The 16,861-nt window shown below is 74.3% G+C and carries 18 protein-coding genes; 8 read left to right on the top strand and 10 right to left on the bottom strand.

Annotation, left to right across the window (positions count from 1 at the left end; all coding sequences use genetic code 11):
• Positions 1-34 precede the first annotated feature (34 nt).
• From AB0O19_RS02640 to AB0O19_RS02625, 4 genes are read right to left on the bottom strand one after another with little or no spacing between them, the layout of a single operon-like run.
• A complete protein-coding gene (locus AB0O19_RS02640; RefSeq protein ID WP_363617205.1) occupies positions 35-1,183 on the bottom strand; it encodes a beta-ketoacyl synthase N-terminal-like domain-containing protein in 1,149 nt (382 codons plus the stop codon).
• A complete protein-coding gene (locus tag AB0O19_RS02635; RefSeq protein WP_363617203.1) occupies positions 1,180-1,434 on the bottom strand; it encodes an acyl carrier protein in 255 nt (84 codons plus the stop codon). Before AB0O19_RS02635 ends, AB0O19_RS02640 begins: the two co-directional genes overlap by 4 nt.
• Positions 1,431-1,718, bottom strand: a complete 288-nt coding sequence (locus tag AB0O19_RS02630; RefSeq protein ID WP_363617201.1) for an acyl carrier protein — start codon at positions 1,716-1,718, stop codon at positions 1,431-1,433. The genes AB0O19_RS02635 and AB0O19_RS02630 overlap by 4 nt, the downstream gene beginning before the upstream one ends.
• 33 nt (positions 1,719-1,751) lie before the next feature.
• The gene (locus AB0O19_RS02625; protein ID WP_363617199.1) at positions 1,752-3,188 is read right to left on the bottom strand and encodes a fatty acid--CoA ligase family protein; all 1,437 of its coding nucleotides are present in this window, start codon (positions 3,186-3,188) and stop codon (positions 1,752-1,754) included.
• Positions 3,189-3,368: 180 nt separating this feature from the next.
• Here AB0O19_RS02625 and AB0O19_RS02620 point away from each other — a divergent pair, with 180 nt between their 5' ends.
• The 4 genes from AB0O19_RS02620 (at position 3,369) to AB0O19_RS02605 (ending at position 7,643) form a co-directional block, all read left to right on the top strand.
• Positions 3,369-4,463 (top strand): alpha-hydroxy acid oxidase, encoded by a 1,095-nt coding sequence (locus AB0O19_RS02620; protein WP_363582540.1) that lies wholly within the window; start codon positions 3,369-3,371, stop codon positions 4,461-4,463.
• A 49-nt stretch (positions 4,464-4,512) separates the two neighbouring features.
• On the top strand, positions 4,513-5,307 hold the full coding sequence (locus AB0O19_RS02615; protein ID WP_363617197.1) for a methyltransferase domain-containing protein: 795 nt from the start codon (positions 4,513-4,515) through the stop codon (positions 5,305-5,307).
• A gap of 105 nt (positions 5,308-5,412) precedes the next feature.
• Positions 5,413-6,348, top strand: coding sequence for an alpha/beta hydrolase (locus AB0O19_RS02610; RefSeq protein ID WP_363617195.1), 936 nt, complete (start codon positions 5,413-5,415; stop codon positions 6,346-6,348).
• On the top strand, positions 6,345-7,643 hold the full coding sequence (locus tag AB0O19_RS02605) for a PLP-dependent aminotransferase family protein (RefSeq protein ID WP_363617193.1): 1,299 nt from the start codon (positions 6,345-6,347) through the stop codon (positions 7,641-7,643). The genes AB0O19_RS02610 and AB0O19_RS02605 overlap by 4 nt, the downstream gene beginning before the upstream one ends.
• 84 nt (positions 7,644-7,727) lie before the next feature.
• Here AB0O19_RS02605 and AB0O19_RS02600 read toward each other — a convergent pair whose 3' ends face one another.
• From AB0O19_RS02600 to AB0O19_RS02585, 4 genes are all read right to left on the bottom strand, one after another.
• Positions 7,728-8,492, bottom strand: coding sequence for an ABC transporter permease (locus AB0O19_RS02600; RefSeq protein ID WP_363617191.1), 765 nt, complete (start codon positions 8,490-8,492; stop codon positions 7,728-7,730).
• 22 nt (positions 8,493-8,514) lie between these two features.
• Positions 8,515-9,489 (bottom strand): ATP-binding cassette domain-containing protein, encoded by a 975-nt coding sequence (locus AB0O19_RS02595; protein WP_363617189.1) that lies wholly within the window; start codon positions 9,487-9,489, stop codon positions 8,515-8,517.
• A gap of 146 nt (positions 9,490-9,635) precedes the next feature.
• A complete protein-coding gene (locus AB0O19_RS02590) occupies positions 9,636-10,829 on the bottom strand; it encodes a glycosyltransferase (protein ID WP_363617187.1) in 1,194 nt (397 codons plus the stop codon).
• Positions 10,826-11,149: a hypothetical protein gene (locus tag AB0O19_RS02585; protein WP_363617185.1), complete on the bottom strand. Its 324-nt coding sequence runs from the start codon at positions 11,147-11,149 to the stop codon at positions 10,826-10,828. The genes AB0O19_RS02590 and AB0O19_RS02585 overlap by 4 nt, the downstream gene beginning before the upstream one ends.
• Before the next feature lie 143 nt (positions 11,150-11,292).
• On the opposite strand from AB0O19_RS02585, the gene AB0O19_RS02580 reads away from it, so the two are divergent.
• The 4 genes from AB0O19_RS02580 to AB0O19_RS02565 all read left to right on the top strand — a co-directional run bounded on the left by AB0O19_RS02580 (position 11,293) and on the right by AB0O19_RS02565 (position 15,271).
• Positions 11,293-12,225, top strand: coding sequence for a 3-oxoacyl-[acyl-carrier-protein] synthase III C-terminal domain-containing protein (locus AB0O19_RS02580; RefSeq protein ID WP_363617183.1), 933 nt, complete (start codon positions 11,293-11,295; stop codon positions 12,223-12,225).
• Between the two features lie 69 nt (positions 12,226-12,294).
• The gene (locus AB0O19_RS02575; protein WP_079136143.1) at positions 12,295-12,585 is read left to right on the top strand and encodes a phosphopantetheine-binding protein; all 291 of its coding nucleotides are present in this window, start codon (positions 12,295-12,297) and stop codon (positions 12,583-12,585) included.
• 4 nt (positions 12,586-12,589) lie between these two features.
• Positions 12,590-13,369 carry a hypothetical protein gene (locus AB0O19_RS02570; RefSeq protein ID WP_363617180.1) on the top strand — a complete coding sequence of 260 codons (780 nt, stop codon included), beginning with the start codon at positions 12,590-12,592 and terminating at the stop codon, positions 13,367-13,369.
• A gap of 282 nt (positions 13,370-13,651) precedes the next feature.
• The gene (locus AB0O19_RS02565) at positions 13,652-15,271 is read left to right on the top strand and encodes a condensation domain-containing protein (RefSeq protein ID WP_363617178.1); all 1,620 of its coding nucleotides are present in this window, start codon (positions 13,652-13,654) and stop codon (positions 15,269-15,271) included.
• Positions 15,272-15,301: 30 nt separating this feature from the next.
• On the opposite strand, the gene AB0O19_RS02560 is transcribed toward AB0O19_RS02565, so the two are convergent.
• Positions 15,302-15,958: a hypothetical protein gene (locus tag AB0O19_RS02560; RefSeq protein ID WP_363617176.1), complete on the bottom strand. Its 657-nt coding sequence runs from the start codon at positions 15,956-15,958 to the stop codon at positions 15,302-15,304.
• A 95-nt stretch (positions 15,959-16,053) separates the two neighbouring features.
• The gene (locus AB0O19_RS02555; RefSeq protein ID WP_363617174.1) at positions 16,054-16,728 is read right to left on the bottom strand and encodes a sigma-70 family RNA polymerase sigma factor; all 675 of its coding nucleotides are present in this window, start codon (positions 16,726-16,728) and stop codon (positions 16,054-16,056) included.
• Between the last annotated feature and the right edge of the window lie 133 nt (positions 16,729-16,861).

The following is a 16,861-nucleotide window of genomic DNA, read 5'->3' as shown; positions in this document are numbered from 1 at the left end:
CGCCGTCGAACGGCGGGCGGGGGCCGGTGGCCGGTCATGCGGGGGCCACCAGCAGGGCGGTGTTGGCGCCGCCGAAGGCGGAGTTGAGGCTGAGTGCGTAGCGGGGGCGGGCGGCGCGGGGGCCGTCCAGGACGAGGTCCAGGCCGACGTCCGGGTCCGGGCCGAGCCAGCCGGCATTGACCGGGAGCAGGCCGGTGCCCAACGCGCCGATGGTGACGGCGAGTTCGAGCAGGGCGGAGGCTTCCAGAGCGTGCCCGTGGACGGATTTGCTGGAGCTGACCGGGAGTTCGGCGGTGTGCGTGCCGAAGACCCGGCGCAGCGCGCTCGCCTCGGCCTGGTCGGCGAGGGTGGAGCCGGTGCCGTTGGCGTTGACGTAGCCGACCTCGGCCGGGGCGACGCCGGCGCGGGTGAGCGCGGCCTCGACGGCCCGGGCGACTCCGGCGCCGTCCGGTTCGGGGCGGCACACGTGGTGGGCGTCCCCGGCGCGGCCCCAGCCGGCCAGCCGGGCGAGGGCGGTGGCGCCGCGCCGTTCGGCGGCCGGGGCGGCCTCGACCACCACGGCGGCGGCCGCGTCGCCGAGCAGGGTGCCCGTGCGGCCGGTGCTGAACGGGCGCAGCTCGCCGTCCCGGGCCAGCGCGCGGCCGGCGTCGAAGACGGCGAACACGCCCGGCTCGACCAGGTGCCCGGCCGCGACCAGGACCCGCTCGTGCCGCCCGGTGGCGACCAGCGCCGCGGCGTCCGCGACGGCGGTCGCGGCTGCCACGCAGGCGCCGGTGTACACCCGGGTGACGCCCGCGGTGCCCCAGGCGGCGCGGACGCCGGCGGCCACCGCGTCGGCGGTGCCCCTGGTCCGTTCGTCGCTGTGCAGGGCGAGCAGGACGGGCGTGTCCGCGCCGTCGGCGGCGGTCAGTCCGGCCTGGCGGCAGGCCTGGCCGACGGCGTCGAGCACCGCGCGGGCCAGCGGGAAGGTGTGCGCGAGCGGCACGTCGTCGGGCAGCAGGGCGGCCCGGGTGGTGCGGCGGGCGCTCACGTCGAAGCGGGTGACGGGGCCGAAGGCGGTCTTGCCGTGGGCGGCGGCCTCGGTCAGCGGGCCGAGTCCGCGCCCGGCGGCGCTGAGCACGCCGAGCCCGGTGACCACCGGCCGGCCGCGCGGCCGGTGTGCGGAGGGCGCGCCGGTGGTCATGGCCGGGCGCCCACACGTTCGGCGAGGACGGCCGAACGCAGCAGTTCGGTGGCGTCGTCGACCGTCCGGATGGCGCCGAAGCGGTCGTCGTCGAGGTCCACCTGGATGCCGTAGCGCTGCTCGAACTCGGCTATGAGCCAGGTGAGTTCGAGCGATCCGAGGTCGTCGGGCACGGTGTCGGCGGCGCGCTGCCCGAACGCCGCCAGCATGGCGCGGACCTCGGCCCGGTCGGGGAGGGCGGAGCCGCTCACGCCGGGCTGCCGGCGGTGGCGGTGGCAGCGGTGGCGCTGGCGGCGATCCGCTTGACGACGTCGGCGGTGAACTCGTCGAGGGTCATCAGCGCGGTGGTCTCCATCTCGTCGAGGTCGAACTTGATCCCGAACTCGTCCTCGACCTGCACCGACAGCTCGGCCAGCGCGAGCGATTCGAGGTCCAGCCCGGCCGGGCCGAGGTCGGTGTCCCCGGTGACCTCGGAGACGTCGTACTGCATCTCGGTGAGCGAGGCGAGGACGAACTCGCGGACGCGGTCCTGCATGGTGTGGCTCCTTGTCGGGGTGCGTGCGGTGGATCAGAGCGCGGCGGCCGTGGCGGTGCTGCGCAGGGCGGCCGGGTCGCGCAGGAGTTTTCCGGTGGCGGTACGGGGGAGTCGGGGCAGCAGGGCGAGCCGTCGCGGCCGCTTGTAGGCGGCGAGCCGGCGGGCCAGCCCGTCCTGGACGAGGGCGAGGTCGGCGTCGGGTTCGGTGGCGAGGTAGGCCTCGATCGCGCCGTCCTCGAAGACCACGACGGCCTCGCGGACCTCGGGCAGCGCGGTGAGCGTCTGCTCGACCTCGGTGAGGTCGACCTTGAGGCCGCCGATCGAGACCTGCGAGTCCAGGCGGCCGAGGACGGTGACCAGGCCGGTGGCCGGGTCGAGTTCGGCCGCGTCGCGGGTGTGCAGCCAGCCGTCCGACCAGCGGGTCGGGTCGTCCAGCCCCGGGTAGGGCGAGGATTCCGCGCCGATTCGCAGCTCGCCCGCGACCAGCCGCAGCCGCATCCCGTGGACGGGCTGCTTGGCCGGGTGGAGCGTGCCGGACAGGTCGGTGGCGATGACCCCGGTCTCGGTCATCCCGTACATGGTGCCGAGCGGGACGCCGTAGCGGTCGGCGAACAGCGCGGGCAGGCCCGGGCGGACCAGCTCGCCGGCCACGATCATCCGCCGCAGCCCCGGCAGCGCCGGGGGAGCGACGGCGCCGGCCAGCAGTTCGGCGTGGAAGGGCACTCCGATGACGGTGGTCGGCCGGTCGCCGGCGGCGACCGCGGCGAGGATGCCCGCCGCCGTCATCCGCTCGGGCACGGTGAGCGAGGCCCGGGCGTGCAGACTGTTGAGCAGTCCGCCGACCAGGCCGAGCACGTGCACCACGGAGGACAGCAGGACGACCCGCTCGCCCTCGCCGGGGAACTCCACCAGCCTGTGGTAGCAGTCGAGTTCGCGGAGCAGGTCGGAGGCCGTGCGGGCGATGACCTTGGCCGGGCCGGTGGACCCGGAGCTGAGCTGGATCAGCGCGTGCCCGGTGCGGGCCGGGCGCCCTTCCGGCAGCCGGACGGCCACCGGCTCGACCTCGGAGAAGCCGCGCAGGGCCGCCGCGGGCCGGTGGGCGGAGCCTACCAGGACCTGCGGGGCCAGCCGCGCCACCGCCGCGTCGACCTCGTGGTCCGTCAATCGGTGGTCGAGCAGCGCCACTTGGGCGCCGAGCCGCCAGCACGCCAGCAGCACCGTGACGAACGCCACCGAGGGCGGCAGCCGTAGCGCGGCCGTGCCGCCGGGGCCGAGTCCGGCCGCGGCGAGGTGCGCGGCCTGTTCGTCGACCAGGGCGCGCAGGGCGTTCCGGTCGAGTGGTACGCCGAGATGCAGGCACTCCTCGCCTCCAGGACCGGCCAGCAACAGCCGGTCGACCCAGGCGTCCGGGGCGTCGGCGTGCGGCGGTGAGGAAGGCGGAAGTGAAGAGGGGGAAATGCCGGTCAACACCGCTCCACACAAGTGAGGGGATTTGACATGGACGCCGTTCACAACCAAAACGGTCAATTCCGTTGCCAGACGATTGCACAGACGTTTGGTCAAATCAAGGTCTATACCAATGTGGTTGTTGCTCCTACGCTGCGGAACCGGGGCTGGTCCACGCGTGGCCGCCCGGAATCGAGGATGCCCGTGGGAGAACTCACGCTGGCCGGGATGGAGCGCGCCGCGCGCGCGCAACTTTCCCCGGAAATATGGGACTTCATCGAAGGCGGCAGCGGCACGGAACGCACCGTGGCGGCGAACCGGGAAATGTTCGCGCGCTATGCACTGCGCCCGCGCACGATGGTCGACGTCTCCGACTGCTCGCCCGCGAGCACGCTGCTCGGCGCGCCGCTCGGCCTGCCGGTCGGCATCGCCCCGATGGCCTACCACCGGCTGGTCGACCCGGAGGGCGAGACCGCCACCGCGCGCGCCGCCGGCCGCGCCGGGGCCCTGCTGGTCGCCGGCATGTTCGCCAGCCGCACGCTGGAGGAGATCGCGGCCGCCGCCACCGGTCCGCTCTGGCTCCAGCTGTACTGGCTGCGCGAGCGCGCCGCGCTCGCCGCCCTGGTCGAACGCGCCGAGGCGGCCGGCTACCGCGCGCTCGTCCTGACCGTGGACGCCCCCAGGATCGGCCGCCGCCTGCGCGACCTGCGCAACGGCTTCGCGATCCCGCCCGCCGTCCGCGCCGTCAACCTGGACCAGGACCTGATGTCCGCCAGCCACCGCGCGACGGACGGCGGCTCGGGCATCGCCGAGCACGCCCGCGAACAGTTCGACCCCACCCTGACCTGGGCCGACCTCGACTGGCTGCGCGCCCGCACCCGGCTGCCGCTGGTCCTCAAGGGCATCCTGACCGCCGAGGACGCCCGGCTCGCCGCCGAGCACGGCGCCGACGCCGTCGTGGTCTCCAACCACGGCGGGCGGCAACTCGACGGCGCTCTGCCCTCCCTGGCCGCACTGCCCGAGGTCGTCGACGCCGTACCCGCCGACCTGCCGGTGCTGCTCGACGGCGGGGTGCGCACCGGCGCCGACATCGCCGTCGCGCTCGCCCTCGGCGCCCGCGCCGTCCTGGTCGGCCGTCCGGTGTTCTGGGGCCTCGCCACCGAGGGGGAGGCCGGCGTGCACCGCGTCCTCGACCTGCTGCGCGACGAACTGGAGCACACCATGGCCCTGTTGGGCCGCCCCCGGCTCGCCGACCTGGACCGCACGGCCCTCGCCCCCTGGCCCTGCCCGGCCGGCTGAACCGCGCACCGCCTGCACCACGTTGTCCGTACTGGATGGAGAACAGCAGATGACCGAACCGACCCCCGAGACCGAGCGCAACGACCCCTTCCCCGGCTGGGACTGGGACGACCCCGACGGCCTCGCCACCCGCCTGGACGCCTTCAGCGAGCAGGTCGCCACCTGCGACACGCTCGAAGCGCACCCCGGCGGGCTGCCCCGCGACCACGCCGGATTCCGCGAACTCGGCCTCACCGGAATCGAGTTCGCCGCCTTCCGGACCGCCCATCCGGAAGGACTCGGCACCGACCTCACCACCCTGCGCAGCCCCGGCGCCGCCACCGAACCCGGCACCCTCTACCGGGTCGACGGCGACCGCTGGTTCACCCAGCTCGACATCGGCCGGCCGCTGCCCTTCGCCGACGCCAGCGTCGACTGGGTCTACGCCGAGCACCTGATCGAGCACGTCACCATGCCGGTCGCGGTCGGCTGGCTGCGCGAGGTGCGCCGCGTCCTGCGCCCCGGCGGCGTGCTGCGCCTCACCACCCCGGACCTGGCCCGCTACCTGGCCGGCTACGCCAACGGGGACGGCTTCCTCGCCAAGCACCGCCGCCGCCTCACCACCCTCGGCTTCGGCCCGCCGATGCCCGCCCGCCCGGCCTTCCTGGTCAACCAGATCTTCCGCCACTACGGGCACCAGTGGATCTACGACCTGGACGAGCTGCGCCACGTCCTCACCCTCGCCGGCTTCGAACCCGAGCGGATCCGCCACTGCGCCTACCGCCAGGGCGCCCGCCCCGACGTCGCCGACCTCGACACCGCGTTCCGCACCGACGAGACCGTCTACGTCGAAGCCGACCGCTAGGCCCTCGTGTCCTCAGGCCCATGGACCCCTGGATCCTGAAGCCCTCAGGCCCTGAGTCCGCCCGCCGACGCCTCCGCACCGGATCTGTACCGAACGGGACCACCCATGCCCCTGCACCCCCAGGCCGAGGCGCTGCGCGCCCGGCGCGCGAGCAGCGGTGCGCCGCCGCTCTACACCCTCACCCTGGCCGAGGCCCGCGCCGCCGACCTCGCCGACATCCGCGCCGCGGCCGGGAGCCCCGAGCCGGTCGCCGCCGTCGAGGAGCACCGCATTCCCGGTCCGGGCGGCGAACTCGCCCTGCGGCTCTACCGCCCCGAGCCGCCCGGCCGTCAACTACCGGCCCTGCTGTACCTGTTCGGTGGCGGATGGGCCCTCGGCTCGCCGGACACCAGCGACGCGATCTGCCGCCGGCTGACCAACGCGGCCGGCTGCGTCACCGCCTCCGTCGGCTACCGGCTCGCCCCCGAACACCCCTTCCCCGCGGCCGTCCACGACTGCCGCGCCGCGCTGTACTGGCTCGCCGCACACGCCGGCGAGCTAGGCGTCGACCCGGGTCGGCTCGCCGTCGGCGGCGACAGCGCCGGCGGCAACCTCACCGCCGCCCTCACCCTGATCGCCCGCGACGAGAACGGCCCGGCCCTGCGCCACCAACTGCTCGTCTACCCCAACACCGACCACGCCGCCGACACCCCCTCGCTGCGCGAGCACGACGACCCGATGCTCTTCAACCGCCGCTCGGTGGCCTGGTACTGGGGCCACTACCTGGCCGACCCCGCCGACGGCGCCCACCCGCACGCCTCCCCGCTGCGCGCCCCCGGCCTGGCCGGACTGCCGCCCGCGACCGTCATCACCGCCGAGTACGACCCGCTGCGCGACGAGGGCGAGCAGTACGCCGAGGCGCTGCGCGCGGCCGGCGTCCCGGTGGAGAGCCGCCGCTACGCCGGCATGCCGCACGGCTTCTTCGCCATGACCGGCACCCTGGACGCGGCCGCCGACGCCCAGCGCCACGCCGCCGAGCGGCTGCGCGAGGCCCTGCGGTGAGCGCGCCCGAGCCCCTGCCCCTGGCCGACCTGCACGCCAGCCTGGCCGACCCGCTGCTGGACGCGATGACCTTCCTCAACGAGGTCACCACCCGCTACCCCGACGCCGTCTCCTTCGCCCCTGGCCGCCCCTACGAGGGCTTCTTCGAACCCGAGGACGTCCCCGCCTACCTGGACACCTACCTCGCCCACCTGGCGGCCCGCGGCCTCGACCGGGACGCCGTGCGCACCGCGCTGTTCCAATACGGCCCCACCAAGGGGATCATCGCCGACCTGGTCGCCCGCACCCTCGCCAACGACGAGGGCCTGGCGGTGGCCCCCGAGGCCCTGGTGCTGACGGTCGGCGCCCAGGAGGGCATGCTGCTCACCCTGCGTGCGCTGTGCGCCGGCCCGGACGACGTCCTGCTGGTCAGCTCGCCCTGCTACGTCGGGGTCACCGGCGCCGCCCGGCTGCTCGACCTGACCACCCTCCCCGTCCCCGAGGGCCCGGCCGGCGGCCCCGACCCGGAGGCCGTGCGCGCCGCCGCCCGGGCGGTGCGGGCCGAGGGCCGCCGCCCGCGCGCCCTCTACGTCGTCCCGGACTTCGCCAACCCCTCGGGCACCAGCATGCCCGTCGCGGCCCGCACCCGGCTGCTGGAGGTGGCCGCCGAGGAGGGCCTGCTCGTCATCGAGGACAACCCGTACGGCTTCTTCGCCCGCGACCCGGGGGAGCGGCCGACGCTCAAGGCGCTCGACCGCCGCCGCCAGGTGGTCTACCTGGGCTCCTTCGCCAAGACCTGCTTCCCCGGCGCCCGCCTCGGCTACGTCGTGGCCGACCAGGAGGTGGTCGGCCCCGGCGGGCGGCGCACCCTGCTGGCGGACGAACTGGCCAAGCTGAAGAGCATGACGACGGTCAACACGCCCGCGCTCAGCCAGGCCGTCATCGGCGGCATGCTGCTGCGCCACGACTGCCGGCTGCGCGCCGCCAACGCCGCCGCCACGGCCCACTACGCGGCGGGCATGGACACCCTGCTGCGGGAGCTGGACCGGCACTTCCCGGCGTCCGAGCGGCGCCGTTCGGGCGTGTCCTGGAACCGGCCCGAGGGCGGCTTCTTCGCCGTGCTGACCGTCCCGTTCGCCGCCGACGACGCGGCGATGGAGCGCTGTGCCCGCGGGTACGGGGTGCTGTGGACGCCGATGGCGCCGTTCTACCCGGCGGGCGGCGGGGAGCACCGGCTGCGGCTCTCGATCAGTTCGCTGACGCAGGCTCAGATCATCGACGGTGTGGCCAAGTTGGCGGCGTTCATCGCCTCCTGAGCGGCGCCGGCAACAGCGGGAGGGGCCCGGCTCGTGAGCCGGGCCCCTCCTCGTGCGCGTGTCCCCGTCCTCGTGCGTCGTGTCTCAGCGCACCCGGGTGGAGAACAGCCGGGCCGACCAGTACACCGACAGCACGGTCATCACCACGACGACCAGCAGGCCCTGCCACACCGAACTGTCCCCGAGGTGGCCGGAGAACAGCGCGCGCATGCCCTCCACCGCCCAGTAGAAGGGGTTCCACTTGGCGGTCTGCTGCAGCCAGTGCGGCGCCAGGGTGAGCGGCAGCAGCACCCCCGAGAGCAGCGCGATCGGCTGCGCGATGGTGTTCACCACCGGTGCCATCGCCGCGTCCGTCGGCACCATCAGCGCGATGCCGTAGGAGATCGCCGAGGTCATCAGCGCCAGCAGCCCGAGCAGCAGGTAGGCGAGCAGCAGGTTCAGCGGGCTCACCCGCAGCCCGAACGGCAGCGCGATCAGGGTGATCAGGACGGCCTGCACCAGCAGCGCCACCATCTCCCGCAGCGCCCGCCCGAGCAGCAGCGCCAGCCGGCTCACCGGCGTCACCCGGGAGCGCTCGATGATGCCGGCCCTCAGCTCGCCGAGCAGGCTGAAGCCGGTGAACAGCCCGCCGAAGATGCACAGCACCGCCAGCAGGCCCGGCACGTACACCTGGTAGGCGTCGGCGTAGCTGCTGGCACCGTCGGGGGCGAGCACCTTCTTCAACAGCGGGGCGAACAGCAGCAGGTAGAACACGGGCTGGATGATCCCGACGGCGATCCAGATCGGGGTGCGGATCATCAGCAGCACCTGGCGCTGGAAAACCAGCCAGGTGTCGCGGGCGAGCTTCATGGTCTCCCCAGGAATGGGCGGATCAGGACTGCTGGAGCGAACGGCCGGTGCGGGCCAGGAACACGTCGTCCAGGCTGGGGCGTTGGAGCTGGACGGTGCCGGGCGTCACGCCCGCCCCGTCCAGTGCGCGCAGCAGCTGCGGGATGGCCGCCGCGCCGTCCTCCAGGTAGAGCCGCAGTCCGTCCTCCCCGCTGAACTCCAGCCGGTGCAGGTACGGCTGCGGGCGCAGCACCTCGGCGGCCCGCTCGGCGACGCCCTCTCCGGGCTCCAGCCCGAGCAGCACGACGTCGCCGGAGATCTCGCGCTTGAGCACCTCGGGCGTGCCCTCGGCCACCACCTGGCCGTGGTCGACGATCGCGACCCGGTCGCACAGGGCGTCGGCCTCGTCGAGGTAGTGCGTGGTGACGACGACGGTCATGCCCTCGGTGCGCAGCCGGCGGATCTCCTCCCACACGTACGCCCGGCTGGCCGGGTCCAGCCCGACCGTGGGCTCGTCCAGGAACAGCACCCGGGGCTCGTGGATGACGCCGAGCGCGATGTCCACCCGGCGGCGCTGGCCGCCGGAGTAGGTGGCGCACGGGCGGTCGCCGAATTCGGTCAGGTCGAAGGCCTTGAGAGCGCCCTCGGCGGCCTGGACCGCCTGCGCCTTGGCGGCGCCGTACATCCGGGCCTGGAGCACCAGTTCCTCGCGGGCGCTGACGGTGTCGGTGGTGCCACCGCCCTGGGCGACGTAGCCGATCCGGCGGCGTACACCGGCCGGGTCGGTGAAGAGGTCGGCCCCGGCGATGCTGGCCTGACCGCCGTCCGGGCGGATCAGGGTGGCCAGCATGCGCAGGGTGGTGGTCTTCCCGGCGCCGTTGGGCCCGAGGAAACCGTAGATCTCGCCCGCGTCGACGGACAGGTCGATGCCGCGCACAGCGTCGACGGTGGGGTTCTCGCCGCTCTTGCGGGAGGTCTTCTTGCGATAGGACTTGCGCAGTCCCGTGGTCTCGATCAACCGGAACTCCCGTGCTGGGATGGGCTGCCACGGCACCTGGGAAGGCGGTGCTCGGCACCTGCGAAGGCGGTGCTGGGCGCCACCCTAGGCCGAACTCCGGCCCGGAGACAATGGCCTAGACCAATGGACGTTGATCTTCCGGTCTGCTACAGGGTCCCCGGTAGCGGCTGGCGGAAGTCCTGCCCGGCTCGGGCCGCCAGGGCTTCCAGCCGGTCCGCGGCCGTGGCCGCCCCGCCGCCCGCGCGCAGCGCCTCGCCGACCCGAACCGCGCCGCGCCGGTAGTCGGCCGTGTCCAGGACGGCCCGCAGGGCCCGCGCCAGCCGCTCCGGCGTCACCCGGGCGAACGGCACCCGCAGCCCCGCCCCGGCCGCCGCCACCTGCGCCGCGACGAACGGCTGGTCGTGCCGGATCGGTGCGGTGACCAGCGGCAGGCCGTGCGTCAGGGCCTCGCCGACGGTGTTCATCCCGCCGTGGCACAGCACCGCGTCCAGCGCGCCGCGCGCCATCAGCTCCAGCACCGGCGCCCGGTCCACCGCGACGGCCTGCGGCGGCAGTTCGGGCAGCAGCTCGCGCGGGGCGGCGAACACCGGCTGCACGTCGTCGCCGCACAGCTCCAGCGCCCGGGCGGCCCGCGCGTGGAAGTCCGCGCCCAGCTCGCCGGCCAGTGTGCCCATGGTGACCAGCACCCGCCGGCGCCCGGGCAGCAGCCGCTCCCACGGGAAGTCCGGATCGGCCGGCCGAACGGAGTGGACCGGCCCGACCAGCGCGTGGTGCGGGGGCGGCGCGTCGTCACCGGTCAGCGCGGGACCAGTGGTCGCCAGCACCAGGGCGGGGGAGAAACGCGGGTCCACGTACTCCTGCGCGGGCAGCCGGGCGCGCTCCCACAACCCGCGCAGCAGGCCGGTCATCCAGGCCTCCACCTGCGGCAGCGCCCGGTACGGGCGGCCCAGCTCCATCGCCCCGGGCGCGAAGCTCGCCCACGGCAGGCCGTGCCGGTGGGCGGCCAGCGCGCCCGCCGGGGTGTGCTGGTCGACGAGCAGGACGTCCGGCCGGAACTCCCGCACGATCGCGTCCAGCGGCTTCGCGGTGAACCGCGCGTACGGGACGATGAAGCCCTCCCAGAGCGAACGCAGCGCGGCGAGCCCGTGCCCGCCCTGCGCCCGGAACGCCCGGGTGCCGGTGCCGAGCACCTGGGCCCCGGGACCGAGCAGCGGGCGCAGCACCGACTCGGTGCCGGTCCAGGCGACGTCGTGTCCGCGCGCGGTCAACTCGGCGGCGATGCCCGCCGCGGGATTGACGTGGCCGGTCAACGGGGGCATCACCAGCAGGAACCGGGTCATCGCGCACGCTCCTCGGAGATCAGTTTCTGCAGGTCGGCGACGGTCAGCGCTTCCAGGGCGGCCAGGTCCAGCCCGGCGCGCAGCCGGGCCAGGTCGGCCGCCGGGCCGAAGCGTTCGCGCAGGCGCCCGGCGAGCGCGGCCAGTTCGCCCTCGTCGAGCAGCAGGTCGCCGTCCAGCCGGGCGTCCGGGGCCAGCCGGTCGGCCCAGCCGGGCGGTGCCCCGGCGGCCTCGGCCAGCAGCGCGGCCAGCTCGGGGTGCAACGGCGCGGCGGGGTGCTGCGGTTCACGGTCGGACGACGTGTGAGAAATGGCATCGGACATCGAAGGGGTCTCCCACCTGCTCGACGGCACGGGGGTGAACGCGTAGGCCCCGCAGGCGGATCCGGCGGCCTCGGAGACGAACGCGACGGTGAAGGGCCCGAGATCACTTGTGCGACCAGGCGGGCGTCGGAATACTAGCCCGCGTGACAGCACTGGAGGCAGTGGCCGTTCACCTCCCCCCGCACGCCGTGCCCATCGAGGCGGTTGGTGAGCGGATCGGCCTGACCCCACGTCAACTTCGACTCTTCCGCCGCTTCCACGGACTGGACCAGCTACGTCTGGACCCGTCCGGGACGCTGCCCGACCTGCTTGACTCCGCCCTCGACAACCTGCCTGAGCTGCGCGGACGTGAACGGGACGTCCGTTTCGTGATCCACGCGCGCAGCATGCCGGTGGCGGTGCCCTACCCGCTCAACCCACTGCACGACCTGCTCGCCCCGCGCGGCCTCGCGCACGCCAACGCCTTCACGGTGACCCACCACGCGTGCGCGGTGGGCCTGCTGGCCATCGACCTGGCCGGCCGGCTGCTCGCCGCCGAGCCCGACCCGCGGGCACTGGCGCTCATCCTGGTGGGCGAGAAGACCTTCACCAAGGACGCCCAGGTGGTGCCCGAGACGGGTATCTTCGCCGAGGGCGCGGCCGCCTGTCTGGTGAGCGCCGACGGCGAGCGCCACCGGGTGCTCTCCTTCGCGGTGCGCCAGCGCCCGGAGTTCGACGGCCGGCTGGCCGAGGACGCGGACCTCCTGGCCCGCTACCAGCGCGAGTACCCCAACGTGATGGTGGAGGCGATCGAGGCCGCCCTGGACGAGGCCGGTCTGGACCTCTCCGACCTGGCCGCGGTGCTTCCGCACAACGTCAACCAGGCGTCGTGGCGGATGATAGCGCGCCGGATCGGCTATCCGCTCGACAAGGTGGTGCTGGACAACGTGCTGTCGGTGGGGCACAGTTTCGCTGCGGACAGCCTCATCAATCTTCACACCGCCACCACGCGGGGGCTGCTGCGCCGCGGCGACCACTACCTGATCGCCGCCGCCGGTGTCGGAGCCACCTTCTCCGCGATGGCGGTCCGCTGCTGACGAAGCGTCGGCTTCGTCCGTCTTTCCCACGCCAGACCACTCTCCCACGTACGACGGGACGGGACACCCATGTCAGAACCTGTGGTCCAGACCACTGACCCCGAGCTGCGCGAGCGGATCCGCACCGGCATCGGCGAGCTGCTGCCCCGAGTCCTCAAGCGCGAACTGCCCGAGATCCCCGAGAACGCCTGCCTCTTCGACGACCTCGGCCTCACCTCCGCCGGCACCATCGAGCTCATCCTGGAGCTGGAGGAGTCGCTCGACATCCAGGTGGACGTCGAGCAGATCACCGAGGACGACCTGCGCTCGGTCACCAAGCTGGCCGACTACGTCGCCGGACACGTCATCCCCGAGGACTGACCGGGTGGCCGACCACGGCCTGCGGATCACCCGGGCGCTCGCGCGGCGCTTCGACGGCCGCTCGGAGGCCTCGCTCCACCCGGACCTGCGGGTGTTCGTCTCCGACCTCGTCCGCCCCTACGGCCTGCCGCTGCGCGAGGACCTGCTGAGCGAGGGCGTCGGCCACTCCTACGAGGAGCTGGCCGCCGGCCTGGTGCGCGAGGCGCTCGCCGAGGACGAGCCCGTCGACCTGCTGATCCTGGCCTTCGACACCCCGGACGTCCGACCGGGTGCGCCGTCCTCGCTGGCGCTCAGCCGGTCCTGTCCGGGCACGCCGCTCGCCTTCGCGGTCTGCGACCAGGGCGTCGCCGCGGCCTTCACCGCGCTGCGCCTCGCGGTCGACTACCACCGCACCGGATCCTGCCGCCGGGCGGTCGTGGTGCTCGCCGAGCAGACCGCGCTGCACCACGAGCCGGCCGCGCCGGTGGCGCTGCCGGAGCGGCACGGTGTGGTGGTGCTGGTCTGCGAGGAGGCCCCCGGGCCTGACATGACCGTCCAGCAGATGCCCGGTGCCGAGCTGCCGGATGCGGTGGTGCGGGCCCGGGCCGCCGAGCTGGGGCCCGACCCGGCGCTCGTGCTCGGCCCCGGGCTGGCCGGTGCCGAGGGCTCGGCGGCCCAGCCGTTCACCGGGGCCTGGGCGGAGCTCGCCGAGCAGCTGCCCGCCTGGCGGGCGCAGGGGCGCCCCGTCCTGGTCGCCGACCTGGACCGCAGGCTCGGCGTGCTGAGCGCGTTGACCCTTCCGTAGCCATGGTTCGGTTCATGCCAACTCACCTGTCTCGTGCGGGAATTGACGAACCATCGGGGTGGTGGGCGATTGGTCTGGACCAGTGTGCGAGGTCGCTGGTAGCGTCCCGATCGCACCCCCGCTGAACCCTTCCCCGGCGAGCCGAAAGGCGCGTACGACGTGACCCCGTACGGCGAGACACAGACCAGTAGACGGATCGAGGTCCGGTACGCGGCCTCGGCCGAAGGCTCGGCCGGTGGTGCGGCTGTCGATTCGGGGCCGCTCACGCTCGGCCAGGACAACATGATCCGGTGCATCGGGCGCGATGCCCCCGAGCAGATCAACAAGGATTCGCTCTGGCCCGTCCCGGACGGCACCTCGGTGTCCGCCGGGCTGGCCGCCCTGCGCCGACTCGTCGAACGGCACGAGTCGCTGCGCACCTCCTTCCCCGCCGGCCCCGGCGCGGACGGCTTCCCGGAGCGCCAGGTGGTGCACCCGGAAGGCCGGTTCACCGTCACCGTGATCGAGGCGGGCGACCGCAGCGACATTCAACTGGACGCTTTCGCAGCGGAGTTGGGTCGGGCCGACGTCGCCGTTCCGTTCGACCTGGCGGCCGCCCCGCGGCTGCGCTTCACCCTCGTCGCGGACGGGGAGCGACTGCTGCGGCTGGTCGCGGTGGTCTGCCACGCGGGGGCCGACGGCGCCGCCACCGTGCTGCTGATCCAGGACTGGCTGGACCTCGCCGCCGGCAAGGACCTCCCGCCGGTCACCGCCCCGACCCCGCTGCGGATCGCGGACGCGGAACGGAGCGCGCAGGGCCGCCGCAAGTCGGCCGCCGCCCTGCGGTACTGGGCCCGCAGCCTCGCCACCGGCCCGCAGGTGGTGTTCGCCGACGCGCGGATCACCGGCCCCCCGCACGACCTCTCCGCCGTCCTGGTCCGCTCCCGCACCGCCGCCGAGGACCTCGCCGCCGTCTGCCGCCGCACCGGCGCGAGCCCGTCCGTCGTCCTGCTCGCCGCCTTCGCCGCGCTCGTCGCGCACCGGTCGGGCCGCACCGGGCTGGCGCTCTCGGCGCTCTCCGCGAACCGTCAGCGCGCCGCCCTGGTCGACCACGTCGGCACCCTGGCGCAGGACGCCCTGATCCTGCTCGACACCGGGACTGCCGACCTCGACCAGCTGATCGGCCGGGCCAAGGCGGCCTCGCTGAGCGCCTACTGGCACAGCACCCTGGACGCCGAACAGGTCTGGCGGCTCATCGAGGACTGCGCCCACCTGCGCGGCATCCGTTTCCCCCGCCATGTCGTGGTCAACGACCTGAGCCTGACCATCCCCGCCGCCGTCGCCGACGCCCAACCCGCCGCGACCGCCGACCCCGAACTGACCCGGCTGCCCGCCCCACAGCTGCCGGTCCGGCTGATGTTCACCATCCTGCGGATCAGCGGCAGCCTCGACTTCGCCCTGATCAGCTGCCCGCAGGTGCTGGACCCGGACGAGACCGACCGGTTCGGGCGGGCGCTGCTCGCCGTCCTGGCCGCCGCCGCCCGCGGGCCCGTGCCGCTCGACGCCCTGCCCGGCGTCGGCGGCGTGCCGACCCCCGACCGGAGCGGGCAGTGGCACCTGGTCGACGGCTCCTGGATCGACCTGGCCGCCGTCCGCGCCCTGCTGGAGGCCGCCCTCGGCGCGCGGGCGGAGATCGAGCTGGCGCTGGATGAGGGAAGGCTGACCGCCAGGCTGACCAGCGCGGACCGCGAACTCACCCCGGCCGTCGCCCACCACGCGGTGGTCGCCGCACTGCCCGGCCGCGACACGGCGATGGCGCCGCACCGCTACGTCGTCCGGCACACCGGCTCCGGGGCGGAGGCCGTCACCTCCGGCGGCGGCCGCGACCCGGACATCGCGGCCCGGCAGGCGGTGCTCACCTGAACGGGGGAGTGCGGGCAGGCGCGGGCGGGCTCACTCCAACGGGTCCTCGCCGTCCCACCGGACATCCCACGAACACGCCGAGGTCGCCCCCGAGGTGAGCCCCCACGGGCTCGGCACCTCCTCCTCGTCCTCGTCGCCCTGCAACGGCAGCCGGTCGATCACCGCGACCAGCCGCGGCGGCAGTTGCGGCGCCAGCCCGTGGTGGACCCGGGACAGGATGTCGCGCCGCACGTCGTCCGGCAGCAGCGGTCTGGTCATCCGCAACGGCATCGGCCCGGAGGGGCGTCCGGCCGCCGCCAGCTGGTCCGACCAGGCCCGCCAGTAGTCGGCGTCGTCGTTCTCGCCGAGCTTCAGATGGTGCAGGTGCAGGCAGTACGCCGCCGTGCCGCAGCCCGATCCGGCCGCGAAGCGCCACCAGAACTCGGCGCCCTCCTCCCGCCCGGTCGCGTAGAGCAGCGCGGCGAACACCTCCGCGCCCTCGGGCTGGATCCGGCGGGCGTTCACCAGGAGGTCGAGCCCCCGGGAGGCGTCCGGTGCGCCCAGTACCAGGGCCACCACCAGGCCCAGTTCGAAGGCGGCCTGCTCGAACTCCGACGGCAGGTGTGTCGGCGCGGCCGTGAGCCGGGCCTGGCGCAGTGCTGCGATGCGCTCGGCGTGCGCGCGCTCCGGCCGGGGCACGTGGACCACCGCACGCCCCCCGCCGCTCGTACCCGCCTCGCCGCTCGTACCCGTCCTGTCGCTCGCGCCCGCCCCGTCGGCCGGGTCCGCTTCCCGCCCGGGCGTCACAGCTGACCCGCGTGGTCCGGCGGTTCACCCGCTCGGTCGGCCGGTTCGCCCGAGCGGTCGGGCAGTTCGCCCACGCCGAGCCGGCGCGCCAGTCGCTCCCGCGCGTGCCGCAGGTTGGAGTGCACCGTCGCCACCGGCCGCCCCAGGTAGGCCGCGATCACCTTGACGTGCAGGCCCAGCAGGTACCGCAGGATGATCACATCCCGTTGTCGGTCAGGGAGTTCGAGGATCGCCGCGTACAGCCGCACCTCGTCCGCCTCGCTGTGCAGCAGCCCGTTCGCGACCTGCTTGAACGCGCCGATCACCGCGGCGAAGGTGACGGCCTCCACCGCCACCGGTTCCTCGGCGGACATCCAGTCCGAGACGTGCCGGTTCGCCAACCGCCAGGCGTACGCGGCCGGCTCCTCGAACCGCAGCACCTGAGGCCAGCAGCGGGCCAGGTCCGCCTTCACGGCCTCGACCACCAGCGCGGCGTCCGCCTGGCCGCCTATCCTGGTCAACGCGAGAGCGTGCCAAGCGGGTTCATGGGTCTCGCAGAACGACGCGTAGGTGAGGTCCAGCCGCAGGCCGAGGTCGCCACCGGCCTCCCGGTCCGACTCCGCGCCGTCGGCGCGCTCCAGCGTCGGCCCTCCCCGGTACCCGCGCACGGGGGCGCCCCTGTCGATCGTCATCGAGCCTGCTTTCCGTGGCCGCCGGCAGCTCGGCGGGCCACTCGAGGGTCGGGCTGTCTGCGCCCATCCTCAGTCCATCCGGCCCGTCACTCCAGGCCGCATCCCGAACACAGATCGTCATCCCATGGGATCG

Source organism: Kitasatospora sp. NPDC091276, from assembly GCF_040684355.1.
Taxonomy (GTDB): Bacteria; Actinomycetota; Actinomycetes; order Streptomycetales; family Streptomycetaceae; genus Kitasatospora.
Note: the sequence above shows the minus strand (reverse complement) of the source record. Positions and strands in the feature narration are given on the sequence as shown.